The sequence below is a fragment of the Staphylococcus nepalensis genome, from assembly GCF_014635045.1.
Lineage (GTDB): Bacteria > Bacillota > Bacilli > Staphylococcales > Staphylococcaceae > Staphylococcus > Staphylococcus nepalensis.
On sequence record NZ_BMCF01000003.1, the window covers coordinates 1 to 19368 of the forward strand.

17 protein-coding genes and 4 pseudogenes are annotated in these 19368 nt (G+C 31.4%); 11 read left to right on the top strand and 10 right to left on the bottom strand.

Annotation, left to right across the window (positions count from 1 at the left end):
* The 3 genes and pseudogenes from IEU88_RS05640 to ahlS form a co-directional block, all read right to left on the bottom strand.
* The coding region (locus IEU88_RS05640; RefSeq protein ID WP_229719017.1) for a cytochrome c oxidase subunit II transmembrane domain-containing protein at nucleotides 1-481 on the bottom strand (481 nt) is incomplete at its 3' end.
* Nucleotides 482-2626: 2145 nt separating this feature from the next.
* Nucleotides 2627-3757, bottom strand: coding sequence for a zinc-dependent alcohol dehydrogenase family protein (locus IEU88_RS05645; RefSeq protein ID WP_096808055.1), 1131 nt, complete (start codon nucleotides 3755-3757; stop codon nucleotides 2627-2629).
* 15 nt (nucleotides 3758-3772) lie between these two features.
* Nucleotides 3773-4635: pseudogene (gene ahlS / locus IEU88_RS05650) on the bottom strand (AhlS family quorum-quenching N-acyl homoserine lactonase).
* Nucleotides 4636-5136: 501 nt separating this feature from the next.
* Between ahlS and IEU88_RS05655 the strand changes: the two are divergent.
* The 3 genes and pseudogenes from IEU88_RS05655 to IEU88_RS13860 form a co-directional block, all read left to right on the top strand.
* The gene (locus IEU88_RS05655; RefSeq protein WP_096808054.1) at nucleotides 5137-5589 is read left to right on the top strand and encodes a MarR family winged helix-turn-helix transcriptional regulator; all 453 of its coding nucleotides are present in this window, start codon (nucleotides 5137-5139) and stop codon (nucleotides 5587-5589) included.
* A gap of 193 nt (nucleotides 5590-5782) precedes the next feature.
* Nucleotides 5783-6490 (top strand): ferredoxin reductase domain-containing protein, encoded by a 708-nt coding sequence (locus tag IEU88_RS05660; RefSeq protein WP_103373755.1) that lies wholly within the window; start codon nucleotides 5783-5785, stop codon nucleotides 6488-6490.
* 423 nt (nucleotides 6491-6913) lie between these two features.
* A pseudogene (locus tag IEU88_RS13860) lies at nucleotides 6914-7000 on the top strand (IS6 family transposase); the annotation flags it as partial.
* Between the two features lie 535 nt (nucleotides 7001-7535).
* Here the strand turns inward: IEU88_RS13860 and IEU88_RS05665 are convergent.
* The gene (locus IEU88_RS05665; RefSeq protein WP_103373756.1) at nucleotides 7536-7913 is read right to left on the bottom strand and encodes a sugar phosphate isomerase/epimerase family protein; all 378 of its coding nucleotides are present in this window, start codon (nucleotides 7911-7913) and stop codon (nucleotides 7536-7538) included.
* Nucleotides 7914-8540: 627 nt separating this feature from the next.
* Here IEU88_RS05665 and IEU88_RS05670 point away from each other — a divergent pair.
* From IEU88_RS05670 to arsC, 4 genes are all read left to right on the top strand, one after another.
* On the top strand, nucleotides 8541-8732 hold the full coding sequence (locus IEU88_RS05670; protein WP_115359542.1) for a hypothetical protein: 192 nt from the start codon (nucleotides 8541-8543) through the stop codon (nucleotides 8730-8732).
* Nucleotides 8733-9261: 529 nt separating this feature from the next.
* A complete protein-coding gene (locus IEU88_RS05675) occupies nucleotides 9262-9576 on the top strand; it encodes an ArsR/SmtB family transcription factor (RefSeq protein ID WP_103373347.1) in 315 nt (104 codons plus the stop codon).
* Nucleotides 9573-10865: an arsenite efflux transporter membrane subunit ArsB gene (gene arsB / locus IEU88_RS05680; RefSeq protein WP_170006912.1), complete on the top strand. Its 1293-nt coding sequence runs from the start codon at nucleotides 9573-9575 to the stop codon at nucleotides 10863-10865. The genes IEU88_RS05675 and arsB overlap by 4 nt, the downstream gene beginning before the upstream one ends.
* A gap of 17 nt (nucleotides 10866-10882) precedes the next feature.
* Nucleotides 10883-11284 (top strand): arsenate reductase (thioredoxin), encoded by a 402-nt coding sequence (gene arsC, locus IEU88_RS05685; protein ID WP_103373349.1) that lies wholly within the window; start codon nucleotides 10883-10885, stop codon nucleotides 11282-11284.
* 19 nt (nucleotides 11285-11303) lie between these two features.
* Here arsC and IEU88_RS05690 read toward each other — a convergent pair whose 3' ends face one another.
* The 5 genes and pseudogenes from IEU88_RS05690 to IEU88_RS05705 all read right to left on the bottom strand — a co-directional run bounded on the left by IEU88_RS05690 (nucleotide 11304) and on the right by IEU88_RS05705 (nucleotide 14418).
* The gene (locus IEU88_RS05690) at nucleotides 11304-11645 is read right to left on the bottom strand and encodes an ArsR/SmtB family transcription factor (protein WP_103373350.1); all 342 of its coding nucleotides are present in this window, start codon (nucleotides 11643-11645) and stop codon (nucleotides 11304-11306) included.
* A gap of 18 nt (nucleotides 11646-11663) precedes the next feature.
* On the bottom strand, nucleotides 11664-12281 hold the full coding sequence (locus IEU88_RS05695; protein ID WP_049426239.1) for a CadD family cadmium resistance transporter: 618 nt from the start codon (nucleotides 12279-12281) through the stop codon (nucleotides 11664-11666).
* A 603-nt stretch (nucleotides 12282-12884) separates the two neighbouring features.
* Nucleotides 12885-13040, bottom strand: a pseudogene (locus tag IEU88_RS13835) (NADP-dependent oxidoreductase); the annotation flags it as partial.
* A 7-nt stretch (nucleotides 13041-13047) separates the two neighbouring features.
* Nucleotides 13048-13713: an SDR family oxidoreductase gene (locus tag IEU88_RS05700; protein WP_103373351.1), complete on the bottom strand. Its 666-nt coding sequence runs from the start codon at nucleotides 13711-13713 to the stop codon at nucleotides 13048-13050.
* 21 nt (nucleotides 13714-13734) lie between these two features.
* A complete protein-coding gene (locus IEU88_RS05705) occupies nucleotides 13735-14418 on the bottom strand; it encodes a type 1 glutamine amidotransferase domain-containing protein (protein WP_103373352.1) in 684 nt (227 codons plus the stop codon).
* A 77-nt stretch (nucleotides 14419-14495) separates the two neighbouring features.
* Between IEU88_RS05705 and IEU88_RS05710 the strand changes: the two genes are divergently transcribed.
* Nucleotides 14496-14843 (top strand): MerR family transcriptional regulator, encoded by a 348-nt coding sequence (locus IEU88_RS05710; protein WP_075100229.1) that lies wholly within the window; start codon nucleotides 14496-14498, stop codon nucleotides 14841-14843.
* Nucleotides 14844-15103: 260 nt separating this feature from the next.
* Here the strand turns inward: IEU88_RS05710 and IEU88_RS13655 are convergent.
* Nucleotides 15104-15322, bottom strand: a pseudogene (locus IEU88_RS13655) (FAD-binding dehydrogenase); the annotation flags it as partial.
* A 260-nt stretch (nucleotides 15323-15582) separates the two neighbouring features.
* Between IEU88_RS13655 and IEU88_RS05715 the strand changes: the two are divergent.
* The 3 genes from IEU88_RS05715 to IEU88_RS05725 all read left to right on the top strand — a co-directional run bounded on the left by IEU88_RS05715 (nucleotide 15583) and on the right by IEU88_RS05725 (nucleotide 19275).
* Nucleotides 15583-17085, top strand: coding sequence for a DUF6038 family protein (locus tag IEU88_RS05715; protein ID WP_255312508.1), 1503 nt, complete (start codon nucleotides 15583-15585; stop codon nucleotides 17083-17085).
* Between the two features lie 53 nt (nucleotides 17086-17138).
* Nucleotides 17139-18929: a cassette chromosome replicative helicase gene (cch1, locus tag IEU88_RS05720; RefSeq protein WP_103372977.1), complete on the top strand. Its 1791-nt coding sequence runs from the start codon at nucleotides 17139-17141 to the stop codon at nucleotides 18927-18929.
* A 70-nt stretch (nucleotides 18930-18999) separates the two neighbouring features.
* Nucleotides 19000-19275 (top strand): recombinase family protein, encoded by a 276-nt coding sequence (locus tag IEU88_RS05725; RefSeq protein WP_103372978.1) that lies wholly within the window; start codon nucleotides 19000-19002, stop codon nucleotides 19273-19275.
* Nucleotides 19276-19368 lie beyond the last annotated feature (93 nt).

Below are 19368 nucleotides of genomic sequence, written 5' to 3' on the forward strand. Positions count from 1 at the left end.
CCATTGATTGGAGTTTGAAGACAACAGGTCGATCTTTAGGTATGGTTAAGTGGTTAACAGTTTCAACTTTTTCTTCAGGATAACTGAAGAACCACTTATAACCAGCGCTTGTTGCATAGACAACAAAGGGATCATCTTGTTTTTCCGGCGTTTCTTCATACATGTAAAGTGATTTTACTGTAGGAATAGCTAAAGCGATAACAATGATCACCGGAATAATAAACCAAATTGTTTCAATTAAAGCGTTGTGGTGCATCTTACCAGATTCGTCTGTTTTGTGTAATCTATATTTATATAGAAACAAAGCAAACATGATAAGCACAGCAGCGATTATAACAAGCATGAAGATGATTGAGTAAATAATCAAAAACTTCGAGTCACTTGCTACCGGCCCTTTTGGGTTTAAAACTTCTACATTAGAACAGCCACTAAGTACGATTAGTGAGCCAAAAAGTAGAAGCAAAGACTTAAATTTCGACACTTTTTCAACCTCCTAATACTACAAATGTAGGGTTTATCATCAATTACAAATTTTACGTAATATTTATAATTAATTGTAATAAAGTTAAAACCGTTATCTTAATCATCCTTTTTATTAATATTTAAACTAAGTTTATTATTGAATTAATTTAATGATTAATTTTAAATAAATCTTATGTCTTATAAACATCCAATAGATGTTTCGACAAAACTCAGTAATATATAATTTTTAAGTAATGATTCTATCTTGGCTGAAATGGGATGCTTACCCTATAGTTAGAGATATCATCACGCTGTTAGCAAATATGAAGCAAAACGATGGAGTACTACCAAACCAATTTTCTTCATCCTGCAAACTTTCGTTCGTCCTAACCCTTTCTGATTAGTTTGTAATTGGCTTTCTGCAAATTTCAAACCCTTTTTTATTTAATATATTGGCAAAAACAATTCTTTACTGAATTACATAAAAAAGGCTGCTCTCATACTGTAGACCTGAAAACAGCCGAGAACTTATTTATCTGGTTGAGTGAATTTAGTTCATATAGTGTTATCAGAGCATTTTTAAACAGTACCGATGCCAATAAAATAAATCCCCCCTATAAAGATATGACATGTAGGTAGATGGTTTGCTTTTACTGATTTCTTGGTTTTTCTGTTCTGCTTACTCTTCACTTACATCTGTCCCTAATCCCTTGATAATGCTCAGAAGTATATTTATTTTTCAACTACCTCAGCATTTTTTGAAGTAGCTCGTAGGTTTAACCACCTCCAACGTCTATCTTTATGCTCGTCTTCACCCGCATTTCCAACTTCTTTATTCAATTTGCTAATCAAAGTTTTTAATGATTCTAATATCTAAAGTACCAAGCAACTGTATGACTAAAAGTAAGTTTTTAATAGACTTTGAAACATCTGTCTTTTGGATAGCAGTAACAATATGATGCATGATTCTCAAAACACCTATCTAGAGCAACAAGCTGTGCTTCATGGACTTCATTATTCGTGGTTTCAACCACATATCCTGTCTTTAATTATGTAGCATATGTGCTATTAAGTTCACTTTGATAATACAAGTTTTAAGGTTCCTAACATTTAGATAATAGTAAAGACTGAGCAGTGCAATATTTCTTTTCTCTAAATAGTTTCATTTTTCCCTAGAACACAAAATACAAACATTAATAGGTATTCTCTCTAAACGAGATACAAATAAGTATTTGCATGTGTCAGTATTAAGGAAAAGAAAGTGACGTAACTAATGATTATAAGAAGGTCAATTCAGATCAACGGGCACAACAAGTTTATATGAACTGATTCCAATTTGTGGGAGTAAAATAAAAATACTTTCGTTGAATGCGTCATAAAATGAATTGATACGGAGATGCTTTTTCTATAAAAAGAGTTACTTAATTATCAGAAATTAGGATTAAAGCTATAGAAATAAAAGCTGAAAACGATGCTATAAAAGAAATTATGAATGGATTAAATATTCGAAATAAGACACTAGTTGATAATAGGTGGAAACGGCACAGAAATGTCGAAATCCATAGGTTTGAGTAACAAGCAGGTAAACAGTATTGATGTGACAAAGATATTGAAGCATTAAATAATGAAGCAAAACAGGAAACTTCAAAAATGATTGATAAATGCGTGGAATATAACGGTGTGAATATATCATGGTTTCCAAAAAACTGCCTCTTTTGCGTGAAAAAATTCATTAATTTGCACTAACTTTAGTTATTTTTATAATTTTTCTAGTATACAAAATTTTATAAATAGGAAATATTGGTATTGATGGCTAGTAATGCGAGTTTAGGCGCATCAGATTGATTTGTTTTCCTGAACATAAAAAACTCGTTTTGAACGTAGCTTCTATTTGATTATTTTGTATTTTAAGTCTGTTTTCAAAATCGCGGTCACAATAATGCATAACGCCACTCTCCTATATACGTTTTCAAGAACCCAACATACTCAAGCGAATTTTAAAAGACGAGAGTAAAGCTAATCCGTTTAAAATACAGATTTAAAACCTAAAAGCGCAATCGATCTACTGCTCTCTATAACTATAAAAAATAGCTATGAAAGAAATCTATCGTCATAGATTTTTTCATAGCTAAGCTTAATTTATTTACTTTAACTAATATAGTAATTATTTTGTCATTTTAATAATAATTCTACCTGCATCACCATTTGCTAATTGATCAAAACCTTCGTTTATCTGTTCAAGTGAAATGACATCACTGATTAATGGATCAATGTTAAGTCGATTATGTTGATACAGACTAACAAATCTAGGGATATCACGGTCAGGAACACAGCTTCCAACATATGAACCCTTAACCGTTCGTTCTTCAGCTGCTAAGGTGACTTGAGGAAATGATAACTCTGCTTTTGGATTAGGTAAACCTGTTGTAATTGTCGAGCCACCACGTTTTGTTATTGCATATGCAACTTGCATTGCTGGTACTGCGCCTGCTGTTTCAAATACATATTCAGCTCCACCATTAATATATTGTTTAACTTCTTCTATAACATTTTCATCTCCTGAATTAAATACTGACGTCGCCCCTAAAGTTTTGGCAATTTCAAATTTATCTTCATTTATGTCTAAAGCAATAATTTCATTAGCTCCTGCCAATTTTGCTCCTATAATAGCGTTTAAACCAATACCGCCAAGCCCTACAACTGCTACATTGCTGCCTGGTCTAATCTGTGCTGTGTTAATAACTGCTCCTATACCTGTAATGACAGCACAGCCAAATACTGCTGCGCGTTCGTAAGGAATGTCCGAATCAATTTTTACAATTGAATTGTCTGATACAACAGCGTATTCTGAGAAACCAGAAACGCCTAAATGGTGATAAATGGCGTCATTATCTTTAGATAAACGAGACCCTCCCTCTAACATTTCACCTTTTTCGTTTGATATTGCTCCGTTTTCACATAATGCTGGTCGTCCTTCACGACAGGGTATACACTTACCACAACTTGGGATAAATGTACAAACAACATGATCACCCACCTCAAAATCGCTTACATTTTCACCTAGTTCTACAATCTCTCCTGCTGCTTCATGTCCTAACGCCATAGGCATTGGTCGTGGTCGGCTTCCATTAATCACTGATAAATCAGAATGACATAAACCTGCTGCATGGATTTTAATTAACACTTCGTTTTTCTGAGGAGCGCCAAGACTTAAAGTTTCAATTTTTAAAGGTTTCGTTTTTTCATAAGGACCTTCTATGCCCATGTCATATAATACTGCTGCTTTTGTTTTCATTTATTTTCACACCCTTTACTCATAATAACCATCAGTAGACTTTCTAAAAGACTCAAATTGATGGCCGCCATGACCAAACCAGATTTCTGCGTTTTTTTCTTTTGCTAGTCTCTTAATATATTCAACTGAATTAGCCCAACCAATTGAATCATAAATTATTCTAGATGTTTGCAATTTAGGCGCCATACTTTCTTGTGTATAAATGGCATCAGAAGCTAAGATTAAAGTGCCTAACGCTTCACTTTCAATTTCAAGGCCAATCATACCCCAAGCATGCCCACTACCAAAATTCAGCACCTTCACTCCAGATACAAGCATCAAATGGTCTTGGTCGCGTGCAATTGTTTGCCAAGTTAAATCACTTTTAATCCAAGCATCAATATCACTCCAAATATATGCGCCTTCTTGTTGGTTACGTGCGTAGCACTTCATCGCGCCACTGAATTCATCATCATGGACAATGACAGTTGCATTTGTAAAATATTCTAAACAACCTGCGTGGTCTAGATGTAAATGTGAAGCGACTACTATATCAACATCTTTAGGATTTACGTCCAATTGTTCTAGCCTATTGGGTAAATGATATGATTCATCTGAAAAATAAAGGAAGGCTTTCTGTGTAGCATTAATCCAACGACCTTCTTCTCCTATTGAATTAGGATTACAAGCAGTGTCAAATAAAATTTTAGCACCTGGATGATCTATAAAAGATGATCTATAAAAACTGTATAAATCGGAATTTCATGTAGTTCATTTTCTTTATTTGGATTGTGGAGTGTCGCTTGGTTTGAATTAGCTATCATAAGATTTTTATCCATTTGCATTCGTCCATTATCTAAAACATAGATTTTCATACGATCTTTTTTTATATTTACCAATATAATCAACCCCTTAACCTATATATTACCCTCTTTTTTGTAAACAATTTCAATTTTTGAGTAAAATTTTTGTTGGTAAAACCTTGTTACTTTTATGTTTTACATAATTTCCCTTAAATTCTATGTGTATTTAACACATGGTAGCCAAATAATTTGCTTCAGCTATAATAGCTTTTATCTTTAGATAACTTTTACCATTACCTTCCAATATAACTAGTCACAACGGCATATGTTTATTTATATATAATTTATTTCTGATATTATAAAACCAACTAGAAATACCAGCCCTAAAAAATATATAAAAACTCTCTTTCAATGTATATATCCTTGAAATAAACTAAAAATTAAACTCATTTTTATATTTAGAGCAAGAAAGGTTATCCAATAAGGACAGAACAATTATTATGTTAAAATACGTATAGAAACATTTAAATAGAAGTCTTAAATGGCAAGGATTATAAGGGAAATAAAGCATTTAACGAAGAGATTGCGAGGAAAATAATGGATTCATATAAAAAAGATTTTGAAGAGCGTAATAGGAAGTTGAAAGAGTTCCAAGATTTATTTGAAAATATATTTATCTACATGAAAAAACAAGAAGACTTATTTCCAAAAACACCATACAATCTAAGTGCTAGTCATATTCTTATTCTTACTTACTTAAATAAAGTGGGTAATTGTACAGTTTCTGATATTACAAATTATCTTGGAATTTCCTCTGGCGGTGGTACTGTTCTAACAAATAACTTATTGAAACATAATTTAATTAACCATTACAGGTCAAATAAGGATAAAAGAGTAGTTTTACTTTCTCTTACTAGTCAAGGTGAAGAGATTGTAGAACAAATCATTAAACAGCGGTCTACCACTTTTGTAGGAATGCTTGAAAATTTAGATGAAACGGAAATAGAGCAAATTCTGGATGTTTTTCGTAAATTAAATCATAATTTTTAAACCCTATTACATACGCTATGTGCTAAAGACTTATAGTTTAAATATGTCTATGTTATTGAGAAGAATTCTCATTGACACCCTATTTAGTTCGTGATAAAGTCTTACTTAATAAGTATCTTAGTTAGTAAGTTAATATTCAAATAAAAAAGTTTTTCATGAATTATCATATGTAATTAAATAAGGAGGGTATGTAATGCAGATATACTGGACTAAAATAAATAAAATTATTGAAGAAACGCCTGAAGTTAAAACATATTTATTGGATTGCCCAGAAAACTTTACGTGGGAAGAAGGCTCCCATGTCCACTTCGCTCTGAAAGGGTTTAATGATGGAGATAAACCAAATCGTAATTTAATTCGTCATATGTCAATCTCTACTATACCGCAAGAAAACGTGATTGGTATCACTACGCGCATCAAAGAGCAGTGTTCTGAGTTTAAATCGATTTTATTAAATCTTGAAGTTGGGGATGAAGTTGCGATATTTAAAATTCATTCAAATGTACCACTTAAAAGAGCAGACAAAAATGTTTATCTTCTGTCCTCAGGTGTCGGTCTAGCAACATTCAGACCACTTGTACTTGATTATTTCGAACGCGCTGACAACGTCAATCAAATTCATTCATTGAATATCGATTCATCAAAAGATTTCTTATTCCCCACCATTTTTGAATCTGCGGTTGACAAGAATTTCACTGCGCAGTTTGTCGATAATCGTAAAGATTACTATAAAGAAGTGAAAAAACTCGTTGCAGATAAAGATGGCCTCTTCTATATTGTCGGCAGCAATGAATTTCTTTTGCAGAACATCGCAGTATTACGAGAACAGGGTATCAAGCCAGAACATATTATGCTCGATAAGCATGAGCAACAACTACCTGATTTTTTACCATCCATTTAAATAAAGAGTAATTTTTTGTAAAACAATAAGTAGATGTCTCATTAACTGGCACAAACTTAAACTAGCGAGATTATCATTGTACGATACTCGAAAGTTAGCGGAAGAACTAACTTTTGGGCGTCGTTAGTCAAAAGATAATCTTTTTTGTTATTATGTCAGAAATTTACAATTAAAGTATTTTATTGAAGTTATTAACTAAATTAATAACTTTTTTTACGTTATAATTGTGCCTCTTAATAATCAAAGCATCAATAACAACTTAATGATTTACGGATTCAATATGCTTAATCTAAAATTATCAATATATGGCTGAAAATGACAATTAATTTTTATAAAACTTGAACCTCAAAAACTGTATCACTAATGATATGTTTCTCCTTGTTAATAGATTGCTGAAAAAGTGTTTCTCATGAAACATTTCAGATTATAGAATTTAATAAAGCTGTTATTACAATAGCTGTCGGTTATTATACCAGTTATACATTAAGTTATCGTGCTCTATTTGAAATATAAAAATATGATATACATACGCATTCTCCGACAATTTATCGTTCGGGGATATATCGTTTATCCCTTTACAACAGAAATGCATTCACATATTTTGTCGTAGGACATAGACAACGCATATTTATTTTATTTGTTCCATTTCCCTCAACTTTTAACCTTTGTTTGTAATGAATAAGACACTCTTTTTATAGAAAAACACCTTTGTATGATTCATTTTAAATGAATTCAACGAAAGTGTTTTTATTTTATTCCCATTATTTGGGTCCAGCTCAAGCGCATGGCTTAAAATATTGTTTTTATTTAAAATTACCAAATTGACTTGATATGTATCGTTTATATTAAAAAGATTAATTTGTATTTATATCATTACAAAAATCTTAAAATAGTAATTATTATTAGCTATTTTTAAACAAATGATGTCTTCAGCCATTTAAAAATGAATAATACAGTATCACAATAATAATACAAGTCGGAGTGTAGCTTAATCTACTACAATCCGACTTCCCCCTATGATGGACAGTTTTCAACTTTATCCTTGTTATTCTGTTTTCATTTTTCTTAATACATAGTCTATATCATGTTGAATTTGCTGTGGTTGTTCTCCAATATCATAATTGTATTCCAATGTTAGATGGGCATTGGGTGTGTACTTACGGTATGTCTCAAAGAAGTGTTCCATATTTAATGTGCCATCGTGTAATAAATTATGATCGTCATGCTTACCGTCATTATTGTGTAAATGATAGAATTTAATTTTGTCTTGAAGTTGCTGTATCACATAATCTAAATGCCACCCATTTGTATTTGCGTGTCCAATATCAATCAATACGTTGTTCGCGCGTTCTTTACAAAAATTGATAAATTCTGATTCTGTTAATAATTTGTTTTGCTTGGTATCTACACCCACATTTCCCACTAAAATATTGATACCTTTTAAAAATTAATTGTCTTATGTCAACTAATTTTATATTTTATAATTATTTAGATTAAGTAATCTTTAAAACCATTTGTAAATGATTACCTAATTAAATTAATGTATTGTAATGGTTTTTTAGGGGTTGCTAAATTACAAAAGCTTATGTTACCAAGGATTTAAGTACGTATTAGGCCAAACTGAATACATCAACAAACCATTTATTTTCGAGAAGTTTGAGAGAGAAGGGTGTAAACCAATGTAAAATATAGTTTTTACATTCTTTTTTAGAAATATGATTAAAAACTGGAAGTGTTATCTATTATTGCTTATTTTGAAGCATAACTTTTCCAAGGATAACGTAAAAATAACACAGTGTAATGTAATACTTGTTTAAACGCTAAGATAATTTAATTACAGGCGTATCATTTAAACAACAATATCCTCCAAAGTTGTAAAATGATTACCGTTTTTTCCAAAATGAATGTAAGAAAGCTAAGTATATAATTGAAAAAAGTATAAATGCTAAAATTAAAATTGCTTTAAATGAAATCCCACAAATGCTAACTAGATTTAAAAAATTATCTTATGTTATAGTGATATAAACACTAATTGAAGGAGCTTTTCTAAATGGATAAGAGTAAGTTGTATGTCTTTATAATCGTAATCATATGTTTAATAGTTATAGCGATTTGTTCACCATTTTTAATTAAAAATGGTAGTTATTCAGCTATTTTTTCTGCTTTGATTCCTATAGCAATCGTAATAATTTATTTTATCTTTAATAAGCGAAATAATAAAAATAATAATGATGAGGACTAAACGTAACTGGTGTAAATATTTCTTCAGGTTACAGAGGTTTAAATATATCAAAGATTTTAGGTTTGTATTTAATAAATTTAATCTTATTAATCCTGTCTATATTGGCTATGATTACTAATATCTTCGGCTTATTTTCTATTTACTTAATAATTATTTTGCCATTATTGATTTTAATAATTGGATTCTATGTTTTAATTACTAATATTAAAAATACAATAACAACAATTCCTAATATAATAATAGGCTCAAATAAAAAAGACTCGATTAGTTCGAGTCTTTCATTATTAATTAAACTTATAAATGTTCTATTACATATTGATTAAGCTATTGCAGATCATAAATATAATATTAAATGCAAACTAATCGTTATTCAATATCTAGAAAAACACATCATTTATGATACGCTTCTGCTTACCGGTAGATGATGCGGTTTTTTCTCATTCCTCAATCCCATAGATCCACAAGAACAAATTACATAGACAATTATATATATAGATGATAATCTATATAACGTAAGGGAGGTATGGCTATGTCTTATCAAGAACTAGCATCAATATTAAAAGTTTTATCTGATCCAAGCAGATTAGAAATAATAGATTTACTTTCATGTGGTGAACTATGTGCTTGTGATTTACTGGAACATTTTCAATTTTCACAGCCGACGCTAAGTCATCATATGAAGTCATTAGTCGATAAGCAATTAGTTCTTTCACGAAAAGAAGGTAATAAACATATGTATCGACTTAATCATGAAATTATAGATGATGTTAATCACAATTTAAATCTTATTAATACATCTAATGAACGATGTGTATGTAAAAGTATGAAACAAGGTGAGTGTTGATGACAATATTAGCAATTGTGATTTTTCTTTTAACTTTAATCTTTGTGATATGGCAACCAAAAGGTTTAGATATTGGTATTACAGCATTGATTGGTGCTATCATCGCCATTATTACAGGCGTTGTTAGTCTCTCGGATGTTATTGAAGTTACAGGGATTGTTTGGAATGCAACTTTAACTTTTGTAGCTGTTATTCTTATTTCATTAATATTAGATGAAATTGGTTTTTTTGAATGGTCTGCAATACATATGGTCAAGGCTTCAAACGGTAATGGCTTAAAAATGTTTGTTTTTATTATATTACTTGGGGCAATTGTAGCAGCATTTTTCGCCAATGATGGTGCAGCTTTAATCTTAACTCCTATTGTATTAGCGATGGTAAGAAATCTAGGATTTAATAAAAAAGTTATTTTCCCATTCATCATTGCCAGTGGCTTTATCGCTGATACTACATCACTACCCTTAATTGTAAGTAACTTAGTTAATATCGTTTCTGCAGATTACTTCGATATTGGATTTATTGAATATTTTAGCCGAATGATCATTCCTAATATATTCTCTTTGATTGCTAGTATTCTCGTTTTATGGTTATATTTCAGAAAATCCATACCTAAAACGTTCGATACAGAAAATCTATCAGATCCTAAAAGTGTAATTAAAGATTCTAAGTTATTTAAGCTTTCATGGATAGTATTAGCAGTACTACTCGTTGGATATCTTGTTAGCGAGTTTATCCAAATTCCTGTATCAATTATTGCTGGTATTATTGCTTTTATCTTTGTAATATTAGCTCATAAATCAAAAGCAGTTCATACAAAACAAGTGATTAAAGGTGCGCCATGGAATATCGTTCTATTTTCTATTGGTATGTACTTAGTTGTATTTGGTTTAAAAAACGTAGGAATCACAACAATTTTAGCTGATGTATTATCCAATATTTCAAGCCATGGATTATTCAGCAGTATTATGGGCATGGGCTTTATTTCAGCTTTTTTATCATCAATTATGAATAATATGCCTACTGTTTTAATAGACGCAATAGCGATTGGTCAATCTAGTGCTACAGGTATATTAAAAGAAGGTATGATTTATGCGAATGTCATAGGTTCTGATTTAGGACCTAAAATTACGCCAATTGGTTCTTTAGCAACATTATTGTGGCTACACGTCTTAACACAAAAAGATGTGAAGATTTCGTGGGGAACATACTTTAAAACTGGAATTATCATTACTATTCCAGTCCTATTTGTAACACTCTTAGGTTTATACCTTACACTAATCATATTTTAAGAAAAGAGGCTTTAATTATGGATAAGAAAACAATTTATTTTATATGTACTGGTAACTCTTGTCGTAGCCAAATGGCTGAAGGTTGGGGAAAGGAAATATTGGGTGAAGATTGGAATGTCTATTCTGCTGGTATAGAAACGCATGGTGTTAATCCTAAAGCAATAGAAGCTATGAAAGAAGTAGATATTGATATATCAAACCATACGTCAGACTTGATTGATAATGATATTTTAAAACAATCAGATTTGGTCGTAACATTATGTAGTGATGCAGACGATAATTGCCCTATATTACCACCTAATGTTAAAAAAGAACACTGGGGCTTTGATGATCCATCAGGAAAAGAATGGCCAGAATTTCAACGTGTTAGAGATGAAATTGGAAAAAGAATACAAGAATTCAAAGAAACGCTCGTTTAATGTGAGCGTTTCTTTATATTTAAGTCATACATTTTATTAATAATGATTTCATTTCTATCTCTTTGATATAATAGTATGCCATTTTCCCATCCTTGTAAAAATCCAGCACGTCTCTTTTATACAGAGCTCTCAAATGATGTGATGTTGAAGCTATACTCAAACCTAATGTTATAGATAAGTCACAAACACATAATTCTTTCTCTTTAATTAGAGCTAATATAATTTTCAGCTTATTCTCATCACTTATCTTTAATAATGTATTGATAAGCCGTTGAGTTTTTTCTTCTTTTAAAAATCTTAAAGCATAATTCACTTTTTCCTCATGAACACAAATGACGTCACAAATTTTATTGTTACTCATATTAAGTCACACCTTAATTTATAATATAAATCCTAATATCGTTTGTATGGTTTCATTTTCAATAATAATAAATAAGCCCAATGCTATGTAAATAACAGCCATAATCCAACGACTGAATTTCTCAACAATTTCACCCACACCAGGAATTCTAGCTAGTTTTTGTGCTGTGAATACTAAAAAGAAAATTAAAACTAAAAATACAATTAAGGTAGTCAGTAATTCAATAATATCCAATGCTACAAAATAAGGGACAAATAAACCAATATTATCTGCACCACAACTTGCAATTGTCACTAAAGAAACAGTCCCTACTAATTTGGACAAACCTTTTTCGTTTAATTCTTTTTTTGCTCTTTTTTCACCTTCACAATCATCATAAATAGCAACTTTTATACCTAAGTAGATGGGGATCAAACCTAATAAACCTAATATCCATTTCTCTGGAACATAATTTAACACAAAAGCTAAAAATAAACTGACTAATATGAGAATAATCGATCCTAAATATTGACCTATATAAATATCCCTATATTCTTTTCTAGTCTTTGCTCTAGCAAAAAATATTAATAAAATCACTAATAAATCTACCGCAGTTGCAATATAAAGTATTGCCGCAGTTATAATAGTCTGAACCATAGAGCACCTCATTCAAATATACATTTGAATGAATTTTATCATATATTGCATATCTTATGAATAATAAATATTAGAACCGAAAAGTGACATTTTAACTGATAGTAAGGGGCTGAGTATATACGAGTGATTTATAGATTCTTTGAGAATACGACTTAAAGCGATTTTAATTTGTCAGTTCATTGCATTTTGTTTTTTTAACAATTTCACTAATAAGAAGAACCTTATAAAAACCCTCCTCATATTTGTCTTACAGGCCACATTATTACATTAATGTTACAATGCCACATAATATTTATATGAAAATATAATTTTTTTACTCCTTTTTACATTCATACACGCAATTTAACTTTTGATTTTCTTAGTTTAGAGACTTATCACTATAGTCAAATTACAAAGTAAATGTTTGATATAATCATAATTAAACAAATAGCGCATATGCATTGACATGCCCCATGTTGAAAATCATTTTGATATACATTGATTTTAAGTGTAAATATAAAAAAATCGCCTGGAACAAAATATATGTTCCAGACGTTGCTATGATAAGTCTTATAATAGTTTCGCGAGTGCGAAAACGACAAATTGTAATGGCTCATCCACTTAGAAAGGTTGAATATAACTTTTTGTATCATTCATTCTACCTCTCAAGTAAGGATCTACTGATAAATGGATTCTACTTGAGGTTCTCGTGCTTCTATTGTTTCAACTCTAAATACATCGGTCTTGAAGGATATCTTGTGGTCGTTTTGCAAGTACAATTTATTGATTATTCCTCCAGATATTTAGTCGTAGCGTCTGATAATGACAAATCACCATTGATGATTTGGAATTCGTGACCTTGTAATGCTTCATCAGTTAATACAGAAACAAGCACTTCTGCTACATCTTCTCTTGTAATAGACGGATTTTGTACATTTTCAAATTGCGCACTCATATTGAATTGGTGCGTTTCAAGTTCGTTTGTTAAAGTGCCTGGATGTACGATGGTATATTTTAAATTTGCATGTCTTAAGTAGTCATCCGCATAATGTTTTGCAATGGTATATGGTTTCAAGTCGCCTGACGCATCAAAAGCTTCTCGACGTGAGTCGTACGTTGATACCATAACAAAGTGTTGACGACCGACGTGTTCACTTGCTTTAATTGCTTTCACTGCACCGTCTAAATCTACTATAATTGTTTGATCGTCACCTGTGCTCCCACCAGAACCGACGGAAAAAAGGATTTGATCATACGGTTTAAATAATTCTATTAATTCATCAATAGATTGTTTTGCAACATCAATGTAAGTTGCATCAATACCATCTGCTTTTAAAACTTCAACTTGTTCTTCTTTTCTAACACCGGCAGTAAAATCAACATCTCGTGCTTTCAGTTTACTTACAAGATGTTGACCAACGCCACCATTAGCGCCAATAATTAATGATTTCATGTGTATCGCTCCTTTATGAAATTATTGATTAGCTAAGATTTTTAAAGCATGTTCAGCAACAGCATGTCCTGATTGAGGATTTTGACCAGTCACAATGCGACCATCTACGACTGCGAAATTGCTCCAGTCATCCTCTTTTTTAAAATGTGCACCGTTACTAATAAATTCGTCTTCTAATAAATATGGCATGTATTCAGTTGTACCATTTGCTTGTTCTTCACTATTTGTAAAACCAGTCACGTCTTTATCACGAACGAGGTAATCGCCATTTTCTTTAATGTCGAGTAGACCAGCCGCACCATGACATACAGAAGAGAGAACGCCTTGGTTATTGTAAATACTTAACGCAATGTCGTTAAGTTCTTTGTTATTTCTAAAATCCCAAATCGCACCATGTCCACCTGCAAAGTAAATGGCTTGATAGTCGCTAGGATTAACCTCTTTTGGAGATAACGTTTGTCCCAATTTATTCATATAATCATGATCCGTGTAGTATTCCCAGTCCTCGGCTCCCATCATTTCAGGGCTAAGACTGATAGGATCAAGAGGCACATACCCACCGTTCGGACTTACAAAATCAACATCATAACCTGCGTCATAGAAATCTTTCGCAAAGTGCGTAACCTCTGAGAACCACGCACCTGTAGGTCTTTCTAAATTATCGTATTTCGCAATGTTTGTTACAACAATTAAAGCCTTTTTCATTGTCTTTCCTCCTCATTCATGTTTATATAGAATACAATATCAGTTAAACCTTGGTTTAAGAGAAAGGATATGCTTACATGAAACAATATTACATTGAATATGTCTCAGATTATTGCAATATACCTAAAAGCAAACTGCGTTATTACGAGAAAAAGAATATCTTAAAACACATCGACAGAGATAGCAATAACAAGCGTTTATACACAGACGACGATATCGAAATGATTAAATTTATCCAGTGCTTAAGCAATTTGAATATGCCATTAAAAGAAATCCGAAAAAACACAGACATGCTTTATCAAAACCAAATAGATGTCCCAAGCGTGTTACGCGCACACCTAGAATTCTTGAATGAACAACGGAATTTGATCAGTACACATATCGACTTAATTGAACAAAAATTACAAACTGCCATGACCGAGTGACGAAGGAAAAGGGGTGGGTGAATTAAAAGAGCGATGAGAAGAGTATGGAGGGTTAGTGAATGAATAAGCACAAGGAAGTTGTAGATTTTAAAGGTGGAGTGCGTAGATAAAGGGCGATAGGTGGATAGGCAAAGATAGAATGAGTCAGAAAAATTGCGTCGGGTGGATAAGCAAGAATAGAATTAGTGGGCGATCGATGGATAGACTAGAACAGATTACACAAGCAATAGAAATGAAGGATAGGCATTGCTTGATTAAGGAAGTTTAACAGCAATTAATTTATTATTACTTAGTAATTTATGTGGTTTTGCAGTTCTAATAAATTTATCTCCTAGAAACTTACGTGCATTATGAATAAAAGCAACTTGTGGATCTTTCGTAAATTTATTGTTTATCTGTAAGTCCCTACTGTTTATTTGTGCTTTAATATGTTGATAATCTAATAAATCTTCACCTTTTTCTAAAAAGATATTTACAGGTTAAAGCTTACCTAAAAAAGATTAATAGTCTTCACATCCACTTCTAAGTTAAATACAACTTAATTTCTTGTTTTATTTATTATAGGGCTCTGCGCATCGGCCAATGATGAGATTTTCAATTCAGATATTATTTTATTATATATTAAGCCTATAAAGCACACAAAACAAGAACAAACGTTCTCTTTATTGCTGTTAATTCTACTTTATAATATAAATAAAGTAAACATAACCAATAAAGCAAGTTTGAAAGGACAATCACTTTGAATTTTGAAAATTACAAATATTTTACTGGAAAAGATTTAATGAAGGAATGTAACTTGAGTGAAAAAATGTTTAAGAATAGTATGGATAAACTTGAACGAGTTTATAAGTTAGATATAAATAGGTACAAATCAAATCCATCAGCAAGCAATAGCGGTTACAGCTTTAACTTATTTGAATTAGAGTTATTTAAAATTTTGCTAAACACTATTGAGGACTTTCCTGTTCCAACATCTGCTAAAAAATTTGATGACATAGATTTAAGAGAGGAGGCATTAAAGAAAAATAATAGTCAATTTATTAGCTATATTACTAATATCAGCGATTCAATTGATAATATTAAAAATGATGCATTAAAAGCGCAAATTTATGCATCTGAAAACTATTCTTTTACTTTAGAATGGCTTAGTGCTCAGTCAAAGTGTAATGATGCATTGTCTTCATTTTTTAATTATACAAATTCTCTAGATTTAGATAAGAGTTCAAAATTATATAGAAAATTAGCACATAGAATTGACGAGTTACTATTTGAAACATTAATGGAAGATAATATGACATTTGATAATGATTTCAATTTCAAACAACTATATAAAGTTCATCAATATAATAAAGAAAACAATCCCGAAAATTTTATTGTATACAACCAAGTAGAACCTGATGATTCCAAGTATTCGAATGTAAATCATGAAGTATCTAGATATATATCAAACGAACCAAGTATAGATGATTATAGTGAACGTACTGATAACAAATTATTAGATTTTTTCATTATTGATATATTAAACAAACTCTACCTTCCAAGTTTGAATAAAAGAATCAATCATAAAATTGTAACTTATGATATACAAAATGATGATGAATCAAAAATCCGTGAAAAATTAAGAAAAAAAGAAATTGTAAAATATCCATTCAACGTTAATGGATACTTTCTCGGTATTGAAAACGACTTATTTTCTAACTATCAAAGAATTATTAATACTATAAATCAATATAAAAACAGCACTTTTGATTTACAAAATTTTGAATCACGCATTGACAATATAATAAATAGCTCCAAGCCATTAACATCAAACGATAAGTTTTTCCATATTTACAAAGAATTTTATTTGTCATTATCTAAATTTTCTAACCTATTTTATACTAATCGCCAATCCTATATTGATGATGGTATAAGTCCAAATCAAGTAGAGAGCTTCTTAAATGACTTGTATCGAATGCATCTTTTATTAGATAAATATTCATTTAATAAAGACATTGAACCACTTTCAAAAATAAACTTTACCGAATTAACGAACGCTTTCTACTTATTTGAAGAAATAAAATCTACTCAAATTAAAGACGAAATCGTCAGTAAACAAGTCAATGATTTATCTAGTTGGTCTATCGCAAAAACTCTAAGTGAAACCTTAGACAATTTAAAATTTGAATATCACTACCAAAGGAGGTCGTCCATTTTTTTTGTTTATGGACGACCTCCTTATTTGCCTTTAATTCTCCTTTAATATGTATTTAGCAACACAAATTTAATGCTTATATAGCAAAGGAGAGATTAATTATGAGTAACAACATATTCAAGCAATATCCATATTTTTTAAATTCAAATGGCTTTTATGAAGTGATTCCACCTAAAAGTAACAATGATGTAGAAAAAATCATTCAATTGTCTAGTCCCATCATTATAGAAAATAAATTTCTCGACCCGTCTACAGGGGTTGAGAAGTTGATTATTACAGATGGAAAAAATATTGAACGTATTGAAGCATCAGATATCTTAACATCTTTCAAGCTACCTGGATTGATTAAGTACGGCTTCAACATCAATGAACGGTACATTAAATCATTAAGCTATGCGTTACAATCGATGCGCCAGTCACTTCCATTATCTAAATTATATACCGGCGTAGGTGTATTACAGTCTGATGATGAAGGTATGGTCATTTCATTGGATAAACCATACTTTTCAAAAGAAATAGAGCAATCTCAAGCTAATGAAATCATTTGTGAAACACACTATGATTTACAACCAAAAGGTACTTTCAAAGGCTGGTGGGAGATGTACTTAAAACAAGTTAAAGGGAACTTACTACTAGAACTTGCAGTAGTATTTGCTGCTTCTTCATTAGTTACTGCGTTTCTAAAAACAAGACATGAGGTCGAGTTTGCGGGAACCATATTCTCATTTATGGGAAATTCAAGCACAGGTAAATCGACTGCAGCTGCTTTAGCTGTTTCAATAGCCGGCAACCCTACTAAAGGTAGTAATACCCTGTTTAGATCATGGAATGGTACTAGAAACGCGCTTGAAGGATATTTAAGTAGTAACTTTGGTGTGCCTATCGTATTAGATGAATTGTCAGCTGCAACCTTCAAAGACACTACTGGGTTGTTGTACAGTTTGGCAGAGGGACAAGGCCGACAACGCTCTAATATTGATGGTAATGTCAAAGAACTCAAAAATTGGGGCACCACAGTGATAAGTACCGCAGAACACAGTATTTTAAATGATAGTGCACGTAATGATGGTTTGAACGTCCGTACGATTGAAATATCTGAAGCCTTTACAACAAGTGCTGACAATGCAGATGCAATTAAAAGGGCTACATCGGTCAATTATGGCCATATAATGCCATTAGTAGCTGAATATCTTTTAAAACGTGAAGACGAAGTAATTAAATGGTTTCATGCGGAACATGATTGGTTCAAAAACCAACTAAAAAATGAAACGAGTAATACTGGTATTCGTATGTTCAAACGCTATGCAGTGATTGTGACAACTGCTCGGATATTCGAACGTGTTATTGCAGTACCTATTGATATAGATGCAGTAAGAGAATACTTGGTTAGTTATCACTTAGAGTCAGTTTCAGAACGCTCACTACAAGCGAAATCTATCGAGGTCATTGTTCAGTTTGTAGCGCAAAACCGGGGGAAATTCTCTGAGGATGCCAAGCTATCAACAATGATTGAGAATTATGGACTTATTGAACTCAAAGAAGACCACATACAAGTTAAAATGCTGAAAAATGTATTTAAAAATATGTTGAATGAAAATCAATTCCAAGATGTAAATATTGTAATTGATGCTTTACGAGACAAAGGTTATATCCATTCTGATCGGAACCGTAAAACAACAAAACGTAGCGTTCCAGATTCTAATGGCAATAAAAAGACTATTGTCTTTTACCATCTTAAGCTAGATATGACTTATGCTTCAATGTTTGGTTTGAGTTCTAAAACAGAACCTAGTATACCACCACCATTCGTTGATAATACAAATCCAAATTTGCTTAATGACTTTGTTAATCAAGCCAGAGAAAAAGAAGCAAGTGACGATTTAGAACTATAAATTTGAATGTTATACCGCTACAACGCTATAAACGCGTTGTAGCTCATTAAATCAATCGGAGGAAAAAATTATGAACGTAATTGCATTAGCACATAATATTACAGATGAAAGAGAAGACTACTTGGACGAACCTATTGATACTCTAAGAACATATTGTAAAAAACATGGTTATAAAATTGCTAAAGTCTACGACGAAGAAAGTACCTTGGTAGATGATATTAAAGATAATCATATCAAAACTGAAAGAATTGTATTTTGGGGCTTACACCACGACTATCCCGAATTAAAAAAACTTTGCTCAAAACGAGATATCGAACTTATTACAATATTTTCAATGTTGGTATAACACCTTTACTACTGTCAAAGTCAATTGGGAGGATGAACATGGACGAATTAATCACATTACTCGCTGATTTAGTGATTGAAGAAATCAATCACG

Excerpts from the sequence above, each read along its gene's own strand:
- IEU88_RS05645 (WP_096808055.1), bottom strand. The coding sequence starts at position 3,757 with ATGAAAACAAAAGCAGCAGTATTATATGACATGGGCATAGAAGGTCCT.
- IEU88_RS05655 (WP_096808054.1), top strand. The coding sequence starts at position 5,137 with ATGGATTCATATAAAAAAGATTTTGAAGAGCGTAATAGGAAGTTGAAA.
- IEU88_RS05660 (WP_103373755.1), top strand. The coding sequence starts at position 5,783 with ATGCAGATATACTGGACTAAAATAAATAAAATTATTGAAGAAACGCCT.
- IEU88_RS05670 (WP_115359542.1), top strand. The coding sequence starts at position 8,541 with ATGGATAAGAGTAAGTTGTATGTCTTTATAATCGTAATCATATGTTTA.
- IEU88_RS05675 (WP_103373347.1), top strand. The coding sequence starts at position 9,262 with ATGTCTTATCAAGAACTAGCATCAATATTAAAAGTTTTATCTGATCCA.
- arsC (WP_103373349.1), top strand. The coding sequence starts at position 10,883 with ATGGATAAGAAAACAATTTATTTTATATGTACTGGTAACTCTTGTCGT.
- IEU88_RS05690 (WP_103373350.1), bottom strand. The coding sequence starts at position 11,645 with ATGAGTAACAATAAAATTTGTGACGTCATTTGTGTTCATGAGGAAAAA.
- IEU88_RS05695 (WP_049426239.1), bottom strand. The coding sequence starts at position 12,281 with ATGGTTCAGACTATTATAACTGCGGCAATACTTTATATTGCAACTGCG.
- IEU88_RS05700 (WP_103373351.1), bottom strand. The coding sequence starts at position 13,713 with ATGAAATCATTAATTATTGGCGCTAATGGTGGCGTTGGTCAACATCTT.
- IEU88_RS05705 (WP_103373352.1), bottom strand. The coding sequence starts at position 14,418 with ATGAAAAAGGCTTTAATTGTTGTAACAAACATTGCGAAATACGATAAT.
- IEU88_RS05710 (WP_075100229.1), top strand. The coding sequence starts at position 14,496 with ATGAAACAATATTACATTGAATATGTCTCAGATTATTGCAATATACCT.
- cch1 (WP_103372977.1), top strand. The coding sequence starts at position 17,139 with ATGAGTAACAACATATTCAAGCAATATCCATATTTTTTAAATTCAAAT.
- IEU88_RS05725 (WP_103372978.1), top strand. The coding sequence starts at position 19,000 with ATGAACGTAATTGCATTAGCACATAATATTACAGATGAAAGAGAAGAC.